This is a genomic window from Bacillus sp. 220_BSPC (genome assembly GCF_001054655.1).
GTDB classification, from domain to species: Bacteria; Bacillota; Bacilli; order Bacillales; family DSM-1321; genus Peribacillus; species Peribacillus frigoritolerans.
In genome coordinates this window covers 36,640-60,041 of record NZ_JVPL01000208.1, presented here as the reverse complement: position 1 = coordinate 60,041, position 23,402 = coordinate 36,640, and the positions used below count along the sequence as shown (strand labels likewise).

Annotated in this window: 26 protein-coding genes; 7 read left to right on the top strand and 19 right to left on the bottom strand. The window is 37.6% G+C overall.

Annotated features, from left to right (window positions below):
- Positions 1–76 precede the first annotated feature (76 nt).
- From ADA55_RS16805 to ADA55_RS16780, 6 genes are all read right to left on the bottom strand, one after another.
- A complete protein-coding gene (locus ADA55_RS16805; RefSeq protein ID WP_048685984.1) occupies positions 77–505 on the bottom strand; it encodes a DUF2621 domain-containing protein in 429 nt (142 codons plus the stop codon).
- An 81-nt stretch (positions 506–586) separates the two neighbouring features.
- Positions 587–892, bottom strand: coding sequence for a DUF3219 family protein (locus ADA55_RS16800; protein WP_048685982.1), 306 nt, complete (start codon positions 890–892; stop codon positions 587–589).
- A gap of 128 nt (positions 893–1,020) precedes the next feature.
- A complete protein-coding gene (locus ADA55_RS16795) occupies positions 1,021–1,248 on the bottom strand; it encodes a sulfurtransferase TusA family protein (protein WP_048685981.1) in 228 nt (75 codons plus the stop codon).
- A 42-nt stretch (positions 1,249–1,290) separates the two neighbouring features.
- Positions 1,291–2,346: a YeeE/YedE family protein gene (locus ADA55_RS16790; RefSeq protein ID WP_176702846.1), complete on the bottom strand. Its 1,056-nt coding sequence runs from the start codon at positions 2,344–2,346 to the stop codon at positions 1,291–1,293.
- A gap of 167 nt (positions 2,347–2,513) precedes the next feature.
- Positions 2,514–2,990, bottom strand: coding sequence for a CcdC family protein (locus ADA55_RS16785; protein ID WP_048685979.1), 477 nt, complete (start codon positions 2,988–2,990; stop codon positions 2,514–2,516).
- A 424-nt stretch (positions 2,991–3,414) separates the two neighbouring features.
- Complete coding sequence (locus tag ADA55_RS16780; protein WP_034312916.1) at positions 3,415–4,122, bottom strand: cytochrome c biogenesis protein CcdA; 708 nt, start codon at positions 4,120–4,122, stop codon at positions 3,415–3,417.
- A 246-nt stretch (positions 4,123–4,368) separates the two neighbouring features.
- Between ADA55_RS16780 and ADA55_RS28615 the strand changes: the two genes are divergently transcribed.
- The 3 genes from ADA55_RS28615 (at position 4,369) to ADA55_RS16770 (ending at position 6,806) form a co-directional block, all read left to right on the top strand.
- Complete coding sequence (locus ADA55_RS28615) at positions 4,369–4,542, top strand: aspartyl-phosphate phosphatase Spo0E family protein (RefSeq protein WP_072272814.1); 174 nt, start codon at positions 4,369–4,371, stop codon at positions 4,540–4,542.
- A gap of 958 nt (positions 4,543–5,500) precedes the next feature.
- Positions 5,501–5,899: a DoxX family protein gene (locus ADA55_RS16775; RefSeq protein ID WP_048685977.1), complete on the top strand. Its 399-nt coding sequence runs from the start codon at positions 5,501–5,503 to the stop codon at positions 5,897–5,899.
- A 544-nt stretch (positions 5,900–6,443) separates the two neighbouring features.
- A complete protein-coding gene (locus ADA55_RS16770) occupies positions 6,444–6,806 on the top strand; it encodes a hypothetical protein (protein WP_053087420.1) in 363 nt (120 codons plus the stop codon).
- A 717-nt stretch (positions 6,807–7,523) separates the two neighbouring features.
- Here the strand turns inward: ADA55_RS16770 and ADA55_RS16765 are convergent.
- The 10 genes from ADA55_RS16765 to yneA form a co-directional block, all read right to left on the bottom strand.
- Entirely contained in the window at positions 7,524–8,645 is a 1,122-nt protein-coding gene (locus ADA55_RS16765; RefSeq protein ID WP_048685975.1) for an NADH-dependent flavin oxidoreductase, read from the bottom strand.
- An 81-nt stretch (positions 8,646–8,726) separates the two neighbouring features.
- Entirely contained in the window at positions 8,727–9,041 is a 315-nt protein-coding gene (gene trxA, locus ADA55_RS16760) for a thioredoxin (protein ID WP_048685973.1), read from the bottom strand.
- Between the two features lie 51 nt (positions 9,042–9,092).
- A complete protein-coding gene (locus tag ADA55_RS16755; RefSeq protein WP_048685971.1) occupies positions 9,093–9,476 on the bottom strand; it encodes an IDEAL domain-containing protein in 384 nt (127 codons plus the stop codon).
- A 99-nt stretch (positions 9,477–9,575) separates the two neighbouring features.
- Entirely contained in the window at positions 9,576–9,995 is a 420-nt protein-coding gene (locus tag ADA55_RS16750; protein ID WP_048685970.1) for an RrF2 family transcriptional regulator, read from the bottom strand.
- An 818-nt stretch (positions 9,996–10,813) separates the two neighbouring features.
- Positions 10,814–11,029 (bottom strand): YneF family protein, encoded by a 216-nt coding sequence (locus tag ADA55_RS16745; protein WP_034312934.1) that lies wholly within the window; start codon positions 11,027–11,029, stop codon positions 10,814–10,816.
- Positions 11,030–11,113: 84 nt separating this feature from the next.
- Positions 11,114–11,554 (bottom strand): sporulation inhibitor of replication protein SirA, encoded by a 441-nt coding sequence (gene sirA / locus ADA55_RS16740; protein ID WP_034312935.1) that lies wholly within the window; start codon positions 11,552–11,554, stop codon positions 11,114–11,116.
- A gap of 298 nt (positions 11,555–11,852) precedes the next feature.
- Positions 11,853–13,856: a transketolase gene (gene tkt / locus ADA55_RS16735; protein WP_048685965.1), complete on the bottom strand. Its 2,004-nt coding sequence runs from the start codon at positions 13,854–13,856 to the stop codon at positions 11,853–11,855.
- 230 nt (positions 13,857–14,086) lie between these two features.
- Positions 14,087–14,320 carry a DUF896 domain-containing protein gene (locus ADA55_RS16730; protein ID WP_048685964.1) on the bottom strand — a complete coding sequence of 78 codons (234 nt, stop codon included), beginning with the start codon at positions 14,318–14,320 and terminating at the stop codon, positions 14,087–14,089.
- A 65-nt stretch (positions 14,321–14,385) separates the two neighbouring features.
- Positions 14,386–15,042: a YneB family resolvase-like protein gene (locus tag ADA55_RS16725; protein WP_048685962.1), complete on the bottom strand. Its 657-nt coding sequence runs from the start codon at positions 15,040–15,042 to the stop codon at positions 14,386–14,388.
- Between the two features lie 19 nt (positions 15,043–15,061).
- Positions 15,062–15,373 carry a cell division suppressor protein YneA gene (gene yneA, locus ADA55_RS16720; protein WP_048685961.1) on the bottom strand — a complete coding sequence of 104 codons (312 nt, stop codon included), beginning with the start codon at positions 15,371–15,373 and terminating at the stop codon, positions 15,062–15,064.
- A gap of 155 nt (positions 15,374–15,528) precedes the next feature.
- Here yneA and lexA point away from each other — a divergent pair, with 155 nt between their 5' ends.
- A complete protein-coding gene (lexA, locus tag ADA55_RS16715; RefSeq protein ID WP_048685959.1) occupies positions 15,529–16,152 on the top strand; it encodes a transcriptional repressor LexA in 624 nt (207 codons plus the stop codon).
- Positions 16,153–16,704: 552 nt separating this feature from the next.
- Here lexA and ADA55_RS16710 read toward each other — a convergent pair.
- Positions 16,705–18,237 (bottom strand): esterase/lipase family protein, encoded by a 1,533-nt coding sequence (locus tag ADA55_RS16710; protein ID WP_048686028.1) that lies wholly within the window; start codon positions 18,235–18,237, stop codon positions 16,705–16,707.
- A 738-nt stretch (positions 18,238–18,975) separates the two neighbouring features.
- The gene (locus ADA55_RS16705) at positions 18,976–19,200 is read right to left on the bottom strand and encodes a helix-turn-helix transcriptional regulator (protein WP_048685958.1); all 225 of its coding nucleotides are present in this window, start codon (positions 19,198–19,200) and stop codon (positions 18,976–18,978) included.
- Between the two features lie 134 nt (positions 19,201–19,334).
- Between ADA55_RS16705 and ADA55_RS16700 the strand changes: the two genes are divergently transcribed.
- The gene (locus ADA55_RS16700) at positions 19,335–19,973 is read left to right on the top strand and encodes a LexA family protein (protein WP_048685953.1); all 639 of its coding nucleotides are present in this window, start codon (positions 19,335–19,337) and stop codon (positions 19,971–19,973) included.
- A 242-nt stretch (positions 19,974–20,215) separates the two neighbouring features.
- Complete coding sequence (locus ADA55_RS16695) at positions 20,216–20,509, top strand: DUF2642 domain-containing protein (RefSeq protein WP_048685952.1); 294 nt, start codon at positions 20,216–20,218, stop codon at positions 20,507–20,509.
- A 598-nt stretch (positions 20,510–21,107) separates the two neighbouring features.
- Here the strand turns inward: ADA55_RS16695 and ADA55_RS16690 are convergent.
- Positions 21,108–21,797 (bottom strand): N-acetylmuramoyl-L-alanine amidase, encoded by a 690-nt coding sequence (locus ADA55_RS16690; RefSeq protein WP_048685950.1) that lies wholly within the window; start codon positions 21,795–21,797, stop codon positions 21,108–21,110.
- A gap of 686 nt (positions 21,798–22,483) precedes the next feature.
- Here ADA55_RS16690 and ADA55_RS16685 point away from each other — a divergent pair.
- Positions 22,484–23,398 (top strand): aminoglycoside phosphotransferase family protein, encoded by a 915-nt coding sequence (locus tag ADA55_RS16685; RefSeq protein ID WP_048685949.1) that lies wholly within the window; start codon positions 22,484–22,486, stop codon positions 23,396–23,398.
- Positions 23,399–23,402 lie beyond the last annotated feature (4 nt).

Sequence of the window (23,402 nt, the reverse complement as noted above, 5' to 3'; positions counted from 1 at the left end):
TTACCACACAGCTCCATTCTTTTGCATGATTCAAAATGAAAAAAGCAGACTCCAAATGAGTCTGCTTTTTTCATCATTAGCTGAATAAATGTTCATATGGAACCATATTCACCTTTCTTTCAGCTAACTTTTTTTGTAAAAATTTATGATCACGTTTTGGTGTGGCAATGATATAGCCGCGTATCACTAAATCTTCCGTAATATCGCCCGCTTTTTCCTTTAACGCCAACTCTCCGATTTTCCCTGCGATTTTATGTCGTGCAACATCACGAAAAAGTTCTGGCACAGGGCTCACTAAATCTTCCAGTAATTCCTTTTGCTGCTTTGACCATAAGTGCTTTGTTTGTTCCAAATAGTATTCTTCCCAATCCATATCGGATTTCCCATCCTCTTTGGGAAATCTTTTCAGGAACTTTCGAAACATGAAAAAGCCACCTATGCTCATCAATATAATTAAAAGGGCTACCCAAAATAGAATGAACCATAAAAACCATCCGCTAAGCAAAGTACCACCTCATATGTATAGAATGATCGTCACTATTTATTATAGACAGTAACCCATATCTTTACAAGACTGGCAATGCAATCATTCTTGACCGTTCACTTCCAGCAGGACGAGCGAAAAATCCCCTACCGCATTTTCTTCATAAAGATTCGTGACCGAAGTTGCATAGTTAAAGATCTCTGCACGAAACTCCTCGTTTGACTGTGGTATCTTTAAATCAAAAACCATCTGATAAAGCAATGTAGTAATATCATGATATTCACTATGTGTGACCTTGAAATTGAAACTGACTTTTCTGATTTCTTTACCTTCAGAATCCTTTACAGTTTCAGATAGAAAATCCGTAACTTGCAGTGGAACATCATTTAAAATGACCTCGTCAACCATTATAAACATCTCCTTAATAAAGTGGTTAAAGACATATTATCACTAGAAACTTTCAGCGCCAATTATTCAACCTTGAAAAAATGAAAAAACGTGCACAGGAAACCTAAGCACGTTTTTTTCAAATCAATTTACTTTCCCTTTTTAACGATTATACGCCATTTAGCGTCATCGATTTGCTCGAACTCGGTGATTTCATGACCTTCTGTAGCAGCCCAACGCGGAATGCTCTCCGTTGCTTGTGTGCAATCGAAATTAATGATCAATTCCTCACCTTTTGCCATGTCCACGATCGCTTCTTTTGCTTCCACTAAAGGAAATGGACATACCATTCCAGTCGTTTCCAATACTTTTGCCATTTAATATTCCACTCCTTGATTAAAAAGTTTTTGACTTGTAACTTAAGCCGCTTTGGATGCAGCGGCCGCCTGCTTTTGCTTTCGGATGATCGTGAAATAAGTCGCTACCCAAGTACCCAGCAGGAAAAAGACAATTGCAACCCAACCTTGCCAAGCAAATAACGCCGAGTTCACCAGGCCATTTCCGATTGTGCATCCCCCGGCAACACTTGCACCGAATCCCATGGTTATACCGCCAATTGCATTATTACGTAACGTTTTCATATCAGGCAAACGCCAACGGAATTCCCCGCTCCCTTTGGCAGCAATGAAAGAACCTAGGAAAATGCCTACTACTAAAAACGTGCCCCAATCGATTAACGCATCATCTCCGGTGATAAGGAAAGTTAAAATGTTCGCGGAAGGCGCTGTAATTCCAAGTCCGAACATCCTCCCTGTCATTGCACTCAGCGGCCAAGCCATGATTGCAATAAGGCCGACCAATAATGCTGTAACAAAAGGATGCCAGCGTTTCTCGAATAAGATGTGGGCCAATCCCGTTTTTTTCGGTTTCATTTTAAAGATTGGAAGTTTCGGTTTTCTCAATTCACGAATCACCAATATGCCAACCAAGAGTGTCACAATAATCACAAGCACCCAAGGCGAAACATTTAACGTTTCATGAATATACGTATCATTAGTACGATAAGATAACAGATTATCCCCTGCCACTTTCCATACACCATATTTCGTCATTGCTGCCCCTAGCATATATCCAAAAAGGGCAACCCAACTTCCGATCATGCCCTCTCCGGCACGATACCATGTTCCAGTGGCGCAACCTCCTGCCAGAACCATACCAATACCAAAAATAAAACCACCCACAATGGTTCCCAGCCATGGAAAACCATCATTTCCAAACTGAATGATCCCTGTATCATTCAATGCATAAACTCCAATACTTTGTATCGCTATAACAACAAATGTAGCCAAAAACATCCGTCCATCTTTAGCTAAAATCAAATCACGATATGCACCAACAACACAGAAACGGCCTCTTTGAAGCACAAATCCCAGCAGTAAACCACAAATAATCCCTAACACAATCATTTGTAACATGTACCGTTTCCTCCTTAAGTAAAATAATAATAATACTAATATAATATAATCCGGATGAAATTACTAGGTTTTTGGCATGATTTTTTTCTAATGAAGTACCCATGGAAATGAAAAACCCGAGTCATCATGAATAACGACTCGGGTTTTGTAGTTTATTCCTTTGATTATCAAACCATACTGCCTCCGCCGAAACTGGCTGCTTTAACTTTCTTATATTGATAAAGCATGGCAATTCTCCACGGAACGATCATCGCAAAAGCAAGTAAGAAAAACATTCCGCTCAATACACCGATTTCAATCGTGCTTCCCAGCATCAGCTTTGCCACCAGTCGAATCACCATGAGACCAATCAATATGAATATGAACGCTTTAGAGCGCAGAATATAAATTTTTTCATCTCTAACTTCAAATTTAGATGTTTTGATCAATAAGATGGAAAATAACATCCCTGCAACAAGAGCCTCCAACAATTCGTATCGAGTGACCCTGAACATCGGGAAAATAAACATCAAGGCACCGGTACTCATAAACAGCGGCGGTAAAATGATTTTCCTTTCATTCACTGGTTTTTTCGTTTCCTTCATCCGTAATATGAAAACACCTATAGCCATCACAATCGCTATACCTGTTGATATATATATCATCTCTTAACCATCCCTTTTAACTAATAATAGGTAAGTACCATTAAAAATTATATATGACTTCAATTTATAAACAAAGTATATAGTACCTATTTAAGATAAACAAGGAGGTGTTTATTAATTAAGCTCGCTTTTGATGATGCTTCCAATTCCCGCCCTCGACAAAAGGCTTGACGATAAAACCTTGGCCCCGGCTTCTGTAGCCTTCGTCAACCATTTTTGCATTATGACCTTCGCTGCCTGAATTCCCTCTTAATTTCTTAGATCAGGATTTAATTTCTATATAATATTTAATGCTTACCGCTTAATCCCGCCTTCATCAACCACTTAGTGACTGACCTTATACCGAAAATCAACGAAATGGACACCATAAGACCTAATAGCAGGCCACAATTAGAATAATATTGAAAAATTAACTTATTATGGACTAAAAACCTGTAAAGCCACCGAATAGTCTAGACAGGACTGCAATTATTTTGGTCATCCAATCAAAAAATAAAACCACACCCATTATAATCATCAAATATCCGCCAATCTTCATGATGTATTGGCTGTACTTTTTGATCCATTTCAACTTTCCGACAAAGAAGGATAATATGAAGAACGGGATGGCAAATCCTAAAATATAGGCAGTCATATAGCTCATGGCAGCACTTGGATTCGTTGCACCCAATGATATGACAGCACCTAACAGCGGACCTGCACAAGGAGTCCATCCAGCGGCGAAGGCCAGTCCGATAAGAATGGAACCTATATATCCGCTAGGTCGATTCTTGAATTCAAAACGACTGTCTTTCATCAATGATTTCGGCTGAAAGATTCCTACAATGAATAAACCAAAAATGATAATCAGGATAGCACCAATCTGACGAATTAACTCTTTGTAATCCGAGAAAAAAGAACCTAAGTATGAAGTGCTAAAACCAATTGCAATAAAAACCAGGGAAAACCCAAGAAGGAAGAATAAAGTATGCAGCATGCTTCTTCTTTGGAGCATGGCGTTCTCGGATTTGATTTCACCTACACTCATACCAGTGATATAAGATAAAAAGGCCGGATATAGCGGTAAGCAGCAAGGCGAAATAAAACTCAGGAATCCCGCCCCAAAAGCTAAAAACATATTAATATCATTCAAATAAGCTCACTCCTATGTATGTCAACCTATAAACATTGTAACAAATAAGATAAAAAAATACATTTATGGAACTGTGAATATTTCATGACAACCAATAGCTTATAACTGGATGGGCGACGGGCTAAGTTAACTTATTTGAATTCATTAGTCCAAGCCGATATAATTGTTATATTCATACAGATTTTACAACGAATACATAAATTAAGGGTACCTTGAAATAAATGTTGGGGCCAGAAAGGAAATATAATGGCTAAAAAGAATGAATTTCTCGAACAGATTGAAATAAAGAGAAATGAACTTATCAAAATTGTCGCTAAAGATGGTTTAAACTCGCATGTTGCCGTTGAATATAGCCAGCAACTTGATCAGTTACTAAATAAATATAATGAACTTTTTTATAAAACCGGTACAAATTTTTAATCCGGTACATCTCCCATTGATAACCACATAAGTTATTATATGAATTATTTTGCTGTCAATCTCCCCTTTTTACCTTCTTTCTCAATTAGGTTACTTAGGCATGACCTTTGCAATATAAGAAAACAGGCAACCGCCATAGGCACTGTCTGTTTTTCCATTTAAAATAATGCATATGAATCATTTTGCAATATCAACATCGGGATGTCGGAGCATAGTTTGTCACAACTAGAACAGCAGGAGATCCAGCAAAGACGGAAGAACCGTCCGGACCACTTACTACCCCAATGTGACACCCGGTTGTGTACGTTATTTAATCCTCGTTGCAGCACCCTACACACCATATATGAAGTATTCTCGATTATCTAAAAATGGCGGCCGGATCTTAAACAATTCCTTAACTGTACTTCCAAGTCGGCGGCCACAATTGATTTCCATATATATTGATCACGAGTAAATGCGGAATTCACGAGTAAATCAGCTAAACTGACGAGTAAATAGAGCGAATTCACGAGTAAATCGTGTAAATTCACGAGTAAATCGTGTAAATTCACGAGTAAACGCAATATTTACGAGGGAAACAGCTAAATTTACGAGGAATCAGCTAAATTTATTAGTACTGTGACAAAACTCACGAGTAACAGTGTGAAATTCATGTGTAAGATGTATGTAGCAGGAGGCATTCGTTTAAGAGATATCCCTTACAAATAAAAGGAATGGTTTTTTCTACCTAAATATATTTATTTTCAAATTCAACCTGGAAACCTCACCTATCCTCGTTCCTTTTTCTAAGCAATCATTATAAATTTAAATGATAAAAATTGTGTTTGACAAATCGATCATAACATATTATCTTTAATTAAAGATAAATTAACTCGAGATAATATCACTGTGTTTTTTTAAACATAAATCTCGAATTAAAGATATCTAAATTCAAAATAAACTCTAGGAGGAATCATAAATGATTGGTATTGGTTTATTAGTTATACGCATAGTAATAGGGTTATCGTTTGTTGGACATGGAGCTCAAAAATTATTTGGGTGGTTTGGCGGTCATGGCTTGAAAGGTACAGGAGGCTGGTTTGATTCTATTGGCATGAAGCCAGGAATTACCATGGCCCTATTTGCCGGTCTATCTGAACTTATAGGCGGAGCTTTCTTTGCTTTAGGTCTCCTTACACCCTTTGCAGGTATATTAATTGCCCTTACAATGCTCGTTGCAATCTTTAAAGTCCATGGAGCAAATGGCTACTGGGCAACTCAAAACGGTTATGAATATAATCTTGCCATTCTTGCAGTGGCGATTGGCGTTGCGCTAACCGGAGCTGGACCATACTCTCTTGATTCCTTTCTATTTTAAGGAAGCTTGGGTTTTATAATCCCTATATTATGAAAAACACGGAGTTGGATGAAACCACTCCGTGTTTTTACTTTTTCCCCATAGTACAGAGATTTTTCTAGTCGTTATTAAAGCCAATAACTCGAATAACAGATACTTCGATTATAGTGTTGAGGAAATAGGAACATAGGTTGTCCCATATTTAAATTAGATGGTTTCAATATTGAAATGCAAACTACCTAAGCATCACTCTTGTACAGTAATTTTCACAAAGGAGTTGGATTAATGCCGCTAAATTTTAAAGGACTATCGAATCCTATTCATTCTGTTTCTCCTCTTCCCGTATGATTTGAATTTCCCACAGGACTAGTGCCTAAATAAAATTTTGGATTGAAAACAAAAGTACCAAATTTGAAATATCATGTCTAAAACCTAAAATCGTGAAAAATAGACTACAGTAATAGTGAGAATGATCATATCCTCATGTTTTTTTTATCTTCGGAGAGTCCTCATTGAATCAAAAGAACGGCTGTAAGTTAAGGAATAAATGAGGTTTTTATCCTATGTGGCAGTATTTTTATTTTCCTTTAGTCTTGCTGCAGTGGGTTTTGCCGAAGAAAATGGTACAAGCGTTAGCGAAGAAAGACTGACACCAGAAGAGTTGAATTATCTTGTAAATAAAGTCGGCAATACTCAAGAAGAAGCCGAGGATTTACCTGTTGAAGTTTCAAGACGATTAATTGAAGAGCAGGCTAATGTTATTGATTCTGGATTGGAATTTATGTTCATATATGATCCAGAAGTTACTAAACCAGGGCAAATCAGCACTTTTGCAGCATCAATTGCTGCAACAACTTTAAAAATAGGAGGAACTGTATATAAAGTAAAAAGTGATCGTTCAAAAGAAGATAAATTATATATATGGTAACTTTCAATGGCTAAAAACACCTTCATTTACTTTAGTGGATAAAATGTCAATTGGTTTCCCTTCAGGTTCAGGACTATATCTGCCAACAAGTGGAGGGAAAGTAAAACAACACCAGCACAGATATTCTCAAGATCAACAAGGAAATGGACGTTGCATATGCATTGACGCTGTCTTATTGATCTGTTGTTAGAATGGGGGCCCATGATGCAAGTCATTATTAATTTCATTTTCATTTTAATAATATCAGTGATTTTATTTTTTATCTTTAGCTATGATGCATCTTTAGATGAACATTTTATATTGTCTCTTTTACTTATCATTTCTCTGCAAATATCTTTAATATTAGCTATTCTGTTAAAAAGAAGGTAACACCAGAAGAGCAACCATTAATTAATGGTTGCTCTTCTGGTGTTAACTAGCGTCCTTCCTACCTTTTCCACGCGTTCTGTAAAGAAAGCCCAAAATTTCCGAATGTATCTGCGGTTGAGGCTTAAGTGCTAGTCAATAAAAATTCTAAACTTTCCCCTGTTTTATTTCTGAATCAGCTTAGAAATAGAATGCTCAGTTACTCATTCGGTCTCAATTTAAAATCACTTATTAGATTCTCATTCATATAAATGACTTTTCTATACATAAAAAACCGGATAAGAACACTTTTATATGTGTTTCTTAACCGGGTTATATAAAAACCAAATCAGTACTTTTACAAACTTTTATTTATTCAATCCCCGGAAACCATCCTGGAGAGTGGATGATCGCTTGCCATAATGGGTCTGGAATATCAAGTTGCTGCTGATTTTCTTTGTTTATTTTGGTCACGATTTCAGCTTCCCTGCCTTGTTCCACTTTTTGTACCCATTCAGGATCAATTATGATTTCACGCCCTAATGCTATTAACGGAACCCCCGATTGCAATGCTTTGATCGCATCATCTGCTGTATAGATGGAACCAACCCCAATTAATGGAACTTGATCTCCGATACGTTCTTTAATGATCTCTATCCGAGGTCGGTCAACGTCGGTTCCCCGTCTTGCTTTCGACCAGAAATCCATTAATGAAACATGAAGATAATCCAGATCCTTTGTTACAAGCCCATCAATTAATGCAAGTGTATCATCCATGGTGATTCCTGGTGTTTCCGGTTCTTCCGGTGAAAAACGGTAACCTACGATGAACGGATCCTTGGCATGTTTGGCAACCGCCTTTTTCACTTCATCCACAACCGCTAATGGAAAAGTCAGGCGCTTTTCAAGAGAACCGCCCCACTTGTCTTCACGACGGTTCGAATGCGGCGAAAAGAATTGCTGTAGCAAGTAACCATTTGCACCGTGAATCTCGACACCGTCAAATCCCGCTTCAATGGCACGTCTGGTGGTTTCACCAAAGTCGAAAATGATCGATTCTATTTCCTTTTCAGAAAGTGGACGTGGAACTGCTTTCCCTTCACCTTCCGATGGGATGTTGCTTGCACTGACAACATCACCATTTACCAATTCGGGTGGAACCTCTCGGCCGCCATGAAAAATCTGAAGAATTGCCTTTGCCCCTTCCGTTTTAATCGCTGATGCCAAACGATTTAGACTAGGTAGCAATTCATCCTGATCTCCGCCAAATTCCCCGTGAAAACCTTTGCCATTAGCCGTCACGTAAGTACATGCCGTTATAACCATGCCGACCCCTTTTGACCGACGTTCATAATAATTAACTTCGGCGTCGGTTACAGTCCCGTCAGGATTAGAAGAGAAATTTGTCATAGGTGCCATCACCAATCGATTTTTCACTTCTAATTTCTTTCCTAAATTAAACGATTCAAATAATGGTGTATATTTAGAATTCATTTAGTAATCCTCCATTTAGTTACCCACCCTGTTGGTTGGTATAACCCTTAATTAAATATCAAACGCGTATTATGATTATAATCATGCATATTTTGCGATTAATGCCGATATGGCTTCTTTTGGCTGGAAACCAATAGCTTGATCTACCTTTTCTCCATCTTTGAATAGAATAAGGGCTGGAATTCCCATCACTCCATATTCGCTCGTCGTATTTGAATTTTCATCCACATTAAGTTTAACGATCTTAACCTGATTACCCATTTCCTCATCGATTTCATTAAGAACTGGGGCAATCATTTTACACGGACCGCACCATGGGGCCCAAAAGTCAACCAATACTAAACCTTCCTTGATTTCACTAGCAAAATTATCATCTGTAACATGTTCTATTGTCATGATCATATCCTCCTTGTATTATCCGAAATATTTGTGATCTTTACTCACCATCTATTTAAAATCAAGTTTTGCGATTCTATTTCCCGGGATTTGAACCTCTGATTTCCGGGCAGTTATTTTCGGGTGGATTTTGATGGATTCCAATTTACCGGATAACTCCATAAACCATGTTTCATCTTTAGAAAGTAAAGCCAAATCAATTAAGGCCAAAAGATGAGCTTCGTTACTGATTTCTAGATCCGGCAGTTTTTCAGTCCATTTACTCGGAATCCAAATCGATTTCCCAACCGCTTTTTCATTGTCGCTTTCAACTACATTCACTTTAACGATTTCTCGATTATCGCTTACGGTTTCAACGAAACCATGGATTAGTTCCCCATCTCTTGATTTTCCCTGTACCCAATCCCCATTTTTGAACAGATTATTTTCAACCATTTCCTTAGCACCCCTTTTATGTTCATTTAAATTAAAACTATAGTTATTAACTGTATTAATAAAATATACATTTTGTGCAAAGAAAAAACTAAATCAATATCACGGACATTGTTTAATTTTTTCCAAAAATGTGCTGAGAGTTATATCTTCTAAATATTTTTCGAAATATAATTCAGCTTCATCAAATATTTGATCCATGACTACCTGGGTATTTGAAGATATGACACATTTTTTCTCCGGATCACCTGTACACCACTTTGGTTTCAGGGTTCCATGTGAGACCGCTATATAAATATCCGCCAAACTTACCTCTTCAGGGTTACAGTCTAGAATATAGCCTCCGCCCACACCTTCTTTAGTCTTAACAAATCCCTTTTTTCTTAAGCTGCTCATCATTTTCCGAATCCTAGCCGAGTTTGTACAAACGTTTTCTGCGATGGACTCACTGCTTGCCATATGATCTGGTAGATAAGCTAAATAGACCAAACTATGCACAGCTATTGTAAATTCACTATTCACTTTGCGTATCCTCCTTAAGGGGATTACTGTAATATTAATATTTACAGTTAGAAAAGTCAACTCAAAAACCTCAACAGCTTCCTCCACTATATTTGATCGATTTATTAATGCAGTGAAATCCCCACTTTACGCTTTTAATATTGCCCAAGTTAATGAGCCTTAATGTAAGACTCGGTGATAATATTTAAACCTTTATTATAGATACACTAAATTGACAACGAATCCATTCTTTCTTCATGAATGGTTTTTCTATTTACAAACATTCAAATAAAAAACACCCGATTACTCGGATGATTACTTTAATCAATTTTATATTCACTAACTCATTATTGTATAGTGCTTAAATAAAAAGATTAATAGAAAAGATTTATTATTTTTTACATTTAGATTTCAATTTGAATTTTGATTCCCATTTGTTGTCTTTAAATTTACATTTGTGTTCAAATTTAAGTTCACATATGGGAAAACACACCTTACATTTTTTCACAAGATCTTTTATCAATTCTAACCACCCTCCTTAATACTGTATATGCATCTTTTGATAGAAAGTGTGGACAAGTATAATTTTTTGGCGTTTTAACTTTCCAAATAAAAAAGCCCTCACATAGATTGAGGACTTACCTTACCCTTCCAAAACAAAAACCACCTTTTCTGAAACATTCATTCAGAAAAAAGTGGCTTAAGAAACAAAAATGAAAGATAAACCAAAATTTTATATAAAATCGGTGGAAGGATTCAGACTAAATCCATTTCGATATTATATAAAATTTTGCATCCAATCTTCCAAGAACATTGATATATCAAGGTTTCATGCTATCTTATTTTGTTTGTTGTTTATTCATGGCGCTCATCATTTGATTAATTTTCTTTTGGGATGGTTTCATACCCATTTGCATCATCATCATTTTCAACATTTGTTCGTTAATTGGCGGATTTTTCTTTAAGTAATCCATCATGTATTTACGAGCGATGAAAAATCCCAGCACTACTCCAGCAATCAATGCCAGTACGCCAACTAGAATGTAAACCCACATACTATTTCCTCCTTCATGTTGTCTAACATCAGTGTACTAGACCAAAGGTTATTATACAATACCCGCTACCGAAAAGTCCCCCATTTAGACAAATTTTCTTTCTTTTATCGGTTTTAACCAACCGTATTTTTCATGTTCAAAATCAATGGCCAGAAAACTCGCTTCATATTTTCGAATACTTTCAAAGAAAGCCGTCTCCGCTTCATAGTCTCCTTCAGCTTCAAGAGTAATGGAATCATTCTGAATGATTAAAACGGCTTTACTTGATCCGTTTGTTTTTTCTAAATAGTATTTTCCATTTTGAGTCCAATAATTCATCTTTTTTTGCAAACGTTGTTCAATGGCTAACTGCAACTGGATAATCGGGACTTTTTTGGTGACATATTCGATTTGTTTTTGCAAAATACTCTTCAGTCTGCCCCTTGCTTGAATATATTCCAAAAACAAATTGAAAAATAGCTTTTCTCTTCCATAATAATGATGGGCAAATTCATCTTCGATTAAATAAATTTGATAGGTTCTCATCAGCCAATGCCTCCTAGCTTTCCTATTTTAGTCACGAAAACATCTAACCACCAGCACCCTGTCCACTATTTTCCACTTTTGATGACTTTCCCCTTTAACTGACACATTTAAACGAAATTTATTTATTCTCATTATATATTGACAAACTAAAAAGATATGTTGTTTGCTGGAGAAATTTTCTTCTTTTTTTGTCGAATGGAAGATTTCCTTTAGTATAGAAGCACATTCAATATATTTAATAGGATTTTTTGATAAAAAAACTGACACCAATCTAGTTGGTGTCAGTTCCGCATTACTGTTATTTAAGCATTTCTTTCACACGGGCAACTACATTTTCTACAGTGAAACCGAATTCCTCCATGATTTTACCGCCTGGTGCAGAAGCTCCAAAATGATTGATGGCCAATATTTCACCCTCATCACCTGCATAACGATCCCAGCCAAACGGTGAAGCCACTTCGATAGCTAAACGTTTTTTCACTGCCGGATTGATTACGCTTTGTTTATATTCTTTTGATTGAGTTTCAAATCGGTCCCATGATGGCATGCTGATTACCGCAACATCAATTCCTTCGTTCGCTAAAGCATTCTGTGCTTCCACAGCCAAGTTCACTTCGGAACCAGTCGCAAGTAGTAATGCATCGGCTACTTCTTTCTTAGAAGCAGAGATGATGTAAGCACCTTTTGAAACACCTTCATACGCAGTTTCGGAAGTGTCTTTAATTGTTGGCAATCCTTGACGAGTCAGTACAAGAGCAGTTGGTTTATTTGTAGACTCCATAGCCACTTTCCAGGCTGCTGCCGTTTCATTGCCATCAGCTGGGCGGATTACCCCTAGGTTAGGCATTGCACGTAATGATGCCAATTGTTCGATTGGCTCATGAGTCGGTCCGTCTTCCCCTACAGCAATGCTGTCATGGGTGAATACATAGTTTACAGGCAGTCCCATCAGTGCTGCCATTCTTATGGCAGGACGTAGATAATCAGAGAATACGAAGAATGTTCCTCCGTATACTTTTAAGCCACCATGAAGTGCCATTCCATTTAAAGCCGCACCCATAGCGAATTCACGTACACCGAACCATATATTACGGCCGCTGTAATTACCAGGTAATAGATCTGTCTCACCTTTGATGGCAGTATTATTAGATCCGGCTAAATCCGCAGAACCCCCAATGAAGCTAGGGACCTTTTTGGCGATCGCATTCAGTACTTCCCCACTTGAAGCACGGGAAGCTAATGTTTTACCTTCTTCATAGACTGGAATTTCCTGATCCCAATCAGCAGGCAGTTCACCTTTGATGGCAAGCTCCAATTGCTGTGCTAACTCAGGATGTGCTTCTTTGTAATTTTTGAACAATTCATTCCAAGCTTCTTCTTTTTGAGCACCTGCATCAACAACAGCTTCATTGAAGTGTGAATACACTTCTTCAGGTACATGGAAGTCCTCTTCGAATGTCCATTTATATGCTTCTTTTGTCAATTTAAGCTCATCTGCACCAAGCGGAGCGCCGTGAACGGCAGATTTACCTGAACGGTTTGGTGAACCGTAACCAATAACCGTTTTCACTTCGATTAATGTTGGGCGTGCATCGTCGGTTTTCGCTTCTTCAATCGCTTTAGCAATTTCCTGAAGATCATTGCCATCCTCAACGCGGATATATTGCCATCCATAAGATTTGAACCGGTCTGCTACGCTTTCACTAAATGATTGACTTAAGTCGCCGTCAAGGGAAATATCATTAGAATCATATAAAACAACAAGTCTTCCCAGTTGTAGATGTCCAGCTAATGAAGCGGCTTCTGCAGAAACACCTTCCATTAAATCTCCATCTCCACAAATGCTATATGTATAATGATCGACCACATTATAAGAATCGCGGTTATAGCTTTCTGCCAAGTGACGTTCAGCCATTGCCATTCCGACTGCCATTGCGATACCTTGTCCAAGCGGCCCGGTAGTTGCATCTACACCAGCCGTATGTCCGAATTCAGGATGTCCTGGAGTTTTACTGCCCCATTGACGGAAGCTTTTCAAATCATCGATAGATAAGCCATAGCCCGATAAATGAAGAAGGCTGTATAACAGCATAGAACCATGTCCAGCTGAAAGAACAAAGCGATCTCTATTAAACCAATCTGGATTTTTCGGGTTATGGTTCATATATTCGGTCCATAGTTTATACGCCATTGGCGCTGCCCCCATTGGCATACCTGGATGGCCGGAATTAGCCTTTTCAATTGCATCAATTGATAATGTACGAATCGTATTGATAGAAAGTGCATCTAATTTATCTAACATATTGTAAAAACATCCCTTCCTGTAATGTACCTCTTTATATTATAGTGACAAGCATAATATCACAACTAAAATCACTATTTACTGCCTCAATATTAAAATTTTCTAGAAATAAGAGAAGCCTCTATTTAGATTAAACTAAATAGGAGAATACATACATGAATGCACTCTCTTTTTACTCCAAAATGCCAAAGAATCCTCAAATGGAATGTTCCATCAGAGGAATCCAAGCATTAATGTAAATTTCGTTTTTCTTTTATATTTTTTATCTTTTGAGGAGTGACGTCATTACCCTCTGGATCCACGACCTTCACATGCTCCAACGTGTCGGACATGGATTTTCTGAATGTTTCCAAATATTCACTTCTCAATTGGGTTTGCTCTTTCGCTTCAACTTCCGTCAAGCCTTCAGCCTTTGCCTTTTTAGAAAGTACATTTATACGGGCTATTTTGTCTTTTGATAACATAATTTCGCTCCTTCATAATCTGCGGATATTGTCATGGTATTAAAAAAAAAGCGAAATTACAAGTTCTATGATTTACTTTCCTTTGTATTCATTTGATGTTCGAGAAAACGCCTGTTCACAGTAGCCTTAGATACATTGTATCCAAAGCCCCTTAATGTGGCTGCGATTTCTGAGAATGTCAACCCATTGGCACGCAGTTTAATAATTTCTTCAATAGGAATCTCCATACGGTCCCTTCCAGTGGAATTCCTTTGGTTGTGAAGATTTTTTTGAGGACGGTACCCTTTTTCAACGGCTCTCATCATTCCGCGCTTTATTTTAAGATTATGTAGTTTCCTTTGATATTCTTCTACAATGCCCACTATCTGGATGACCATGGCATCCGAATCCGATAACTCCAGCTCCCCATCGTGTGAGAGCGTATAAATTTTCACATCTTCTTTAAGGATGACATGGAAAAGGGCTATTTTGGCATTCCCTCTTCCCAGTCTTGTTTCGTCCTGGATTAATAGGACTTCAGCTTCTTTGGTTTTAAATAGTTCGAGCATGTCAAAAATGCCATCCCGATTCAACTCATAACCACTTGCCTGTTCTTTTATAATGGAGACAACTTCCACATCCATCTTTTCAGCCAATTTGACTAATTCATCTTCCTGCCTTGCCAATGATGTTTCCTGTGACTCTTTTTCGGTGCTGACCCTACAATAGATTACCGCCTTCATAATACCCTACCTTTACTACTTACTGCTCACTGGCCAAATTCTGGACAAGTTCTTCCCCTTTAACCGGTATGACAATGACTTGTCCAGGTTTTATCGAATCCGCACTGACTCCATTATTCTCTTCTATCCAACCAATGAATTCTTTTTTTGTCAAATTTGTTTCTTCATATTCTTCGGCAATTCCCCATAGGGTGTCACCTTCGCTTACTTCTATAGAAAGGAAATCCTTTTTTTGATCATTGTTCAATGTACAAGAGAATAAAATTGAAAAGATGAATACTGATCCCGCTAATAGAATCGTATAAATATAATTTTTGTATAATTTTTTCATAATAATCCCTCCAAAGCGAATGTTCGTTCGTATGTTATGATCAAATTATAATACGAACGTATGTTTCAGTCAACAACAAAATTCGAACTTATGTTTGTATAGAGATGGGGGCCATGCTATAATGTAGCAAAGAACATTGGGGAAGAGGTGCACAAATGACAAAACTATCAAAACGGCAGCAAGATATTCTTGATTTCATTAAAGAAGAGGTCCGCCAAAAAGGGTATCCGCCTTCCGTACGGGAGATTGGCGAAGCAGTGGGACTTGCATCAAGTTCAACAGTACACGGACATTTATCCCGCCTGGAAAGTAAAGGCCTTATTAGACGTGACCCAACCAAGCCAAGGGCCATTGAAATAATGAATTTGGAGGAAGCGAACAATATTCCCAAAGCCAATGTCGTGAACGTGCCGTTACTTGGAAAAGTAACAGCGGGCATGCCGATAACGGCCATTGAGAACATTGAAGAATACTTTCCGCTTCCCGAAAGCATGGTTCCACATGATGACCATGTATTCATGCTGGAAATCATGGGTGAAAGTATGATTGAAGCAGGAATTCATGATGGAGATTATGTCATCGTGAAACAACAAAGCAGTGCCAATAATGGAGATATCGTCGTGGCGATGACGGAAGATGATGAAGCCACTGTAAAACGATTCTTTAAGGAACCGGATTACATAAGGCTTCAGCCTGAGAACTCAAATATGGAACCAATTATTTTACGAGATGTTTCGATACTTGGAAAAGTAATAGGCTTATATAGACAAATACACTAAAAGCGCTTCCCGCGCTTTTTTTGTTTGTTTAATTTATGTCCAGAATTCTCTCAATATGCATTTGGAAGAGTAGATATTGAAATATTTTTTAATAGAATCTAGTTTCATGGGAAATTAAACATCCTTTATAACGGATGAAAGTTATACCATCGCCTTTCTGGTAATATGTACTTTGGAAGAAAGCTCATTGAAATAAAAAAAAGGGTTTAAAATCCCCCCTTTACAATTAATTTCACTCTTAACCTTTGGTTCACTTTAATAAGGTTAGATCGACCAAGTCATTCCACCAATATGTCCTGTTTAATTTTCTGGCCATAAGGAGCAATTTGCTTAATGAATGTTTCCTTGCTCATTAGATCTCTCATTACCAAGCATAAATCTTTATTTCCAGGGAACTCACTCCTAAATATATCCACCTAACACCCGTTGAATTAATACTTTTATATAGGAGTACGGCTGTTTACATTGGCGGAATTACCATCTCCCTAGTTACCCGTACCTACCTCATATTTCATCAAAAAAATGCCTCCTCAACTAAGAGAAGGCATTTCGCTATTTCTCAATATAGACCGAACGAATCAGCGTCCGGGTTCTTTCGGTACCATCCACATTTTTTTCCTTAACATCTATTGTTACATTATAAACACCTGACTTAGGTACTTCTGGAAGGGTGCCAGTAAAATTTTCAGTATCCATTGCCTTAATGGAGTTTTTTCCACTAATTTCTTTACCGGTTTCATCTAGCAGATGAACCAAAAATGTTGTGCTGATTGGTCTTTTTTTATCATTCATTGGATTCTTTATTAAAAATTTTGCATCTTTTTGCTTTACTTTTCCGGCCATACTTAATGTAATGGGGTTCTTTTCGTTAAATTGTGCTGTGAACAGGTAGGCGTCTTTTGGCGATTCAGTCTTCATTCGTACTTTCCAGTCACCAATTTCAAGGTTATTTCTGTAGAATGATTGGATGGTTGCACCATTAAAAAAGGAAGTTTCATTTTTGGCTGAATGGGCCTTTAAGGAAGGTGAATACTTTTTATTGGATGGAGAAATCAATTCAACCTCGACATCATTTGAGGCTGTATATATGCTTATATTACCTGGGGCCGCTTCATTTACATGGAAGCTTTGTTCGACCCAGACATTTTGTTTCAGGACATCACCCAGAATGGTTTGAGCGAGTGCGGTTGTAATGACATCATCTTCAACTCGTTCTTTATAATTGACATGATATGCAGGAATCCCAGTGGTGGATGTGCTTTTTAAATAGGGTTCAATTCTTGAAAATACAGCTGAGCCAACTCGAATATTGTCGTGATCAAAGTTGGGATCCGTAAATAAATGTGTTGCATAGGGTATTTTTGTACTCCATACATTCACCAGTCCATCATTTTCCCCATATGATGATAAATATTGTCCCCCCATTGATAAGGCTGATAGTACCGGGCCTCTGTTCATACCTGCCACAGTGAAATACAAGTTTTTACGAGAGTTAACATGGTTATCCGTGACAGAACGAAATTCAGCCATTTTACCAACTTGTAAAGAATAAGTTCCCTCATCTTTTTGACCTAATAAGGAACCAAGCCAGCCCGCATACCAGCTATAAGCCAAATCAGCTAGGTGAGAACCATGATGTGGGGAAGCTAAAGTGATCACCCTTCCAACATATTGGTGTGCTCCATAGTGGACTAGAGCCGCTTGGGTGTCTGGGCCCCCTTTGCTGTGAGCTATAATATTTACTTTTTCGCCCCCGAAATGGTTACTGATTTCTGAAAGCATTTGAGCTAATAGCCTTCCATTGGCATATTGGCTCACTGATCCATTTCCAGCTGAATCATGAAGCTGAACAAAAACCGTTTGGTAGCCTGCTTCATACGCTTTGGTATACATATCATTGACGCCATGATATTCCGTTTCACCATACCAGCTGGTTGAACTGCCGTTTTTCCCTTGTACAAACACGATTGGTGGTTTGTTTGTATCAAGATTGGGAGGAATACTTCCAAGAAACCAATCCCCTGGACTGAAAGTTTCGGAGGGCGGTTTCAATTTTCCTGCTGAGGAAATGTCTGGCTTTGCCATAATTAATATGGTTAGAATGAGGACAAGAAAAACGACATAATTGATTACATTCCTTTTCAAGGGTTATCTCCTCCAATATCATCTGGAATTTTTTTGAACTCATCCAATTATCAATGCCCTCCTTCCATAGCCTTCCTTCATTAATATATAATTGTACTTTTGCATACCATTACCTGCTATCTTCATAAAGATGGGAGAAAAAAACTAGAAGAAGTTTTATTGATAATGGAGAAAAAGTATGAAGATTTGCCTTCCATTCATTTAGGTATGGGGTCTTTTTCATTTTATGAAGACGTGCTTTGGGAGGAAAACATGCTGCCAATTCACGAAAATAGAGTACAAGCCCTTATCCTGCAAAGGATAAGGGCTTGTTCATCCAGATTAACTTTTCCTTCGAATTTGCCATTGTCCATTTGCTCCTATTCATGGTGTTTAGAAGTCCGCCCTATACATTAAGTAAATAGTTTTCTTTCACAGCAATTGGCTGACATTTTTGGAATCTCTGTATCAATCGTATATTTGCACAAGAAGTTTGAATTTGTACACCTTTTACTACATACAGGTATTTTACAAATGTTCTAATGTCAGCAGCTCCTATGCAACTTCAAAAGAATTAATTTCCCTTTCCTCTTTGTTCCCCTTCTTTCCATCGTTACTTGAATCTTGTCCTATGGAAGTCAGGATTTTATGGATTCAAATGGCCAATCTGTTGAGGAAATGCTTGGTACAATTGAACTTTCAACTACATTTGAAGTGTAGGTCAGGGTCAAAAAAAATGATATCGTCAATCGAGAACCCTACACATTCAGCAAATAAATAAGCCTTATCGATTCGCAAAGGAATCTTATATTGCTCATAGTCAATGTAAGTCCTCTTGGCCATCTTCAGCACTTTAGCCATTTCATCTTGAGTTAATCCTTTATACTTCCTGGCTTGTTTAAGTGTGAACTTAATGCTTGTCATATCTTGTCACCACCTATCTAAAAAAATAATATCACACTTGAAGTATAGTTACCAACAATTTTTCGCAAAATTCACGCACTTTACGTTTACTCACTTTCACTCATAGTGTATATTCAAGTAAGAGGTGAAGAAATATGCACATTGGTGAACGGATTAAAATGTTAAGAAAAGAAAGAAAAATGACACAAGAAGATTTGGCAAATGTATTAAAAGTAGCTCCTACGGCAGTATCAGCTTGGGAATCCGGACGGAATAAACCTTTAATGGATAAATTGAGCATGATGTCCACTTGTTTTGAAATACCGCTATCCCACCTCATTGAAGGAGCGCCAATCGTTAGAAATAATCCTGGAATGGAATTCCTAAATGAAAAGAATGTAAGATTAATTGGTGTCTACGGAAATATCCCTGCTGGAGAGCCTAATTTCACCAACGAATATATAGAAGCCTATATGCCGACATTAAATTCGATGCTTAAATCGGATAAAGAATATTTTTTCCTTAGAGTGAATGGCAATAGCATGAATAAAGAATTCAGAGACGGATCATTGATTCTCGTTGAAAAAACAACCTACCTTGATAACGGGAAAATTGGAGTGGTCTTGGTAAATGGACACGATGCTACGGTCAAAAAAGTGAGAATCAATGAAGAAAACATCATACTCACTCCCTGCAGCACGGATCCTTTTTATGAAGAAAAAACCTACAACATAAAAAATGATAGAGTCCGTATTTTAGGAAAAGTGGTTCAAGCCATTAAAATATACGATTAATATCCAACTCGAGGGTTTCATACGGAAAGAAAGTAAAATAAATGAATAATGAGCAGCCATACATAGATTCAATTCTTACAGTTTTTATCAACTTAATGCTGTTGCATTTTAGGTACAAGCCATCATGGTTTGTGCTTTTTAGTATTGTTCTTTTATTTGTCTTTACATAAAATCCTTTTAATTTGTGTCAGCCCATAAAAAAAAAAGGCATACCTTACATTAGTAAAGGAGTGGAATAATTCATGCAAAATTATCCATATGGAAGCCAAGATAACGTATTACCTCCAGGTCATTATGCGTATACGAGCAACTTTCCGCAAACGATGAAAACTTTATCACCGACTTATACAATTCCCACAGAACCAGTTCTCTTTGACCATCTAATGATGAATTTAGGTAAAACGATCACTATCGTAACAATGAAGGAATCATTAAAGGGCAAACTTACCTGCGTCACTATTGATCACCTGCAATTATCAATCGGCGATTTAAAATATCATATCCGTTATCCCCAGATTACTTATTTCATTGAGTGAATGTATTTGGAAACTTTAGTAGGGGCCATTTTCAGTATATTTTCCTTTCATGCAAAAGAATAAAATTGTTTATATCAGGTAATAAAATCATCATATTTTTATAATGCGGTTCACAACCCCCTATAAGAATCTTATAATTGATGATAAGCATTTGCCTCTGTAGCTCTAGAAGGGAAGAGCGCCGGAAAACATTGTAGCCACCGGGTCGCAAGGTAAGGGTTTCAGAAGCACCGAAAAGCAATTACGCTGAGGCAGGTGGAATTCCTGCCGGTGAAAATCCGTAGGGAAGCGTGTTCTCCTCTAGCCTATGCTTACGAAAGGAGTGCGGGTTCGAATCCCGTCAGAGGCTTACTTCCTGAATAATGCGATTATATATACTCACAGAAAGTGACTCCCAATTGCACAAGTCCACTTTGGCCTTCTGTGTAAATTATTTTCCCCTTGCATTCCTCCCGCTTTTATCGAAGGACCGAATCAGGACGGCAGAATGTACAGTTTTTCATTACATGCATATTCCTGAATCAAAAAGGCCCCTCTCTTTTTGAGAAGGGCTTACTGCGTGGTGTGCTTCTGGAAATTATAAATAATTATTAATTATTCATTTCACCCGCAATTTCTGGTTAACCGTAATGGTGTACTGACTGTCAAGACCGTTCCAATCTTTAATTTGCTGAACCGTACTGCCATAAGAATTGCTTAAGGAATATACTGTATCCCCACTAACGACAGTGTGGTATACAGCTGTACTTTTCTTAGTTAGAGTGAAGCATTTAACTAAACCGTTTACATGTCCGCGAGCCAGTGATTCGATAAAGGATGACGTTTTCAACTTTGCTGCGTCATTTACATTATCGATAAATCCATTTTCAGTCAGGAGTGCAGGCATGTCCGTTTCACGGAGTACATATAAATCTCCTGTTTTTTGTCCTCTGTCCTGGATGTTGATAAGCTTCATGACCTCTGAATGAATATGATCTTGATACGTTTTCGTTATCTGGTTAGTGGACGTATAAATGTAATCCTCGTACCCAGTTCCGCCGCCGGCATTAATGTGGATGGAGAGAAAAAAGTCAGCTCCCCACGTGTTCGCTGCATTCGTACGATCGTTTAAGGAGGGGTAGGTATCTTGGGTCCTGCTCATTTTCACAGAAACGTTATTATATTCTATCAATAAGATGTCTTTGATTCGAGTTGCAATGGATAAAGTTAAATCCTTCTCTCTCAATCCATTCCCGACCGAGCCTGGATCCGTACCGCCATGGCCGGGATCAATAAATACTTTCACCATTTCTATCACCTCTATTAATCTTATGTTACGTATTAACAAATGCTTGTACACATAACTATCGGATTAAAGAAATTCTGCCGTTCTCAAAAAAAATACACCCTTAAAGGTGTAGTGGCATTATTTGATGATATTCGCCCAATGGACGGGAATTCTTTGAAAAAGACTTTTTCTATTTTTTTACTTTCGCATCAGGAATTTTTGGAGAATAAGCAATCTATAATCAAAGGAACAAGAAGATTGAGAGATATTAAGAAAAGTCAACATTAACACAAATTTATCGGTTTTTGGTTTGTTTTATTTATCGCTTCTGCGCACTCTTTAATTGAGTCAATCACTAAAGTCGGTTCTGATAATTGCGGAAAATGTCCACTCTTTTCAGCGACAATGTGTTTGCTGTTTCTTGTCAATGAAAGTAATGCCATTAATCAAAACTATATTGGGTTTGCCGTATCCACTAATATTATATTGTAGCGTCCCTTTCACAGTTTCCACCTTATATTTTTCTATTTTCAATGTCAGCACCACACCTCACTTTGTTTAGATTAATTCACGTGTGTAACAAGCTATTGGTTTCATTTATAAAAATTGCTAAATGGATTCTTTGAATTTTTTACGAAAGCTATAGAAAATGATAATGTGAACTTTCATTCCTAAACATTGTACAGGATTTTAAAAGGAGAGATCGTATGATAAATGAATATGATAAGTTTGAACAATTAGTTAAAAAGTTGGCTCAAGGAAACAAGCTAATTCGCGCATGGGAATTAATGGGCGGAATTTCTGCAAATGTGACAGGACTGGAAATATTACAATCGTCAGGGCGTATCGTAAAAATGATCGTTCGTCAGCATGGTGATAATGACTTGAAACGGAATCCAAATATTGCTTCATATGAACACAAGCTCTTAGGGATATTGAAAGTTGCCGGTTTGCCTGTACCAATGCCATATTACTTTGAGCAATCCTGCGAGATATTTTCCAAGCCATGCATACTTATCGAGTTTATTGAGGGTAAGTCAGAATTCACCCCCTCAAATCTTAATGATCATATCTTGCAATTGGCAATCAATCTAGCAAAAATCCATCGTGTTAATTGTGCAGATTTATCTTTATCATTCATGCCTAAACTGGAAAATACATATGTCGAGATGTTAAATAATAAAGATAGGGTAATCCTGGACGAAACATTAAATTTGAGCTTGATTAGAGATCTGCTGAAATCCTCCATGCCCCTACCCTCCATGAATAAGGAAGTGATCCTTCATGGTGATTATTGGCCAGGAAATATATTATGGAAAGAGGATAAACTAGTTTCCATAATTGATTGGGAAGACTCAGGTTTAGGGGACCCTTTGACTGACCTTGCCAATAGTCAACTCGAAATTTTATATCATTTTGGAATGCAAGCGATGAATGACTTCACCAATCAATATAAATTCATGATGCCGGAGGTGAATTTTACTAATCTACCCTTCTGGCAATTATTTGCCGCATTACGGTTATCTACATTTCCCGAATGGGGCTTGGAAAAAAGCAAGGAAAATAACTGGCGGAAAAGACACAAGTCATTTGTTCTTGAAGCGATTAACCGAATTCGGTAAATTA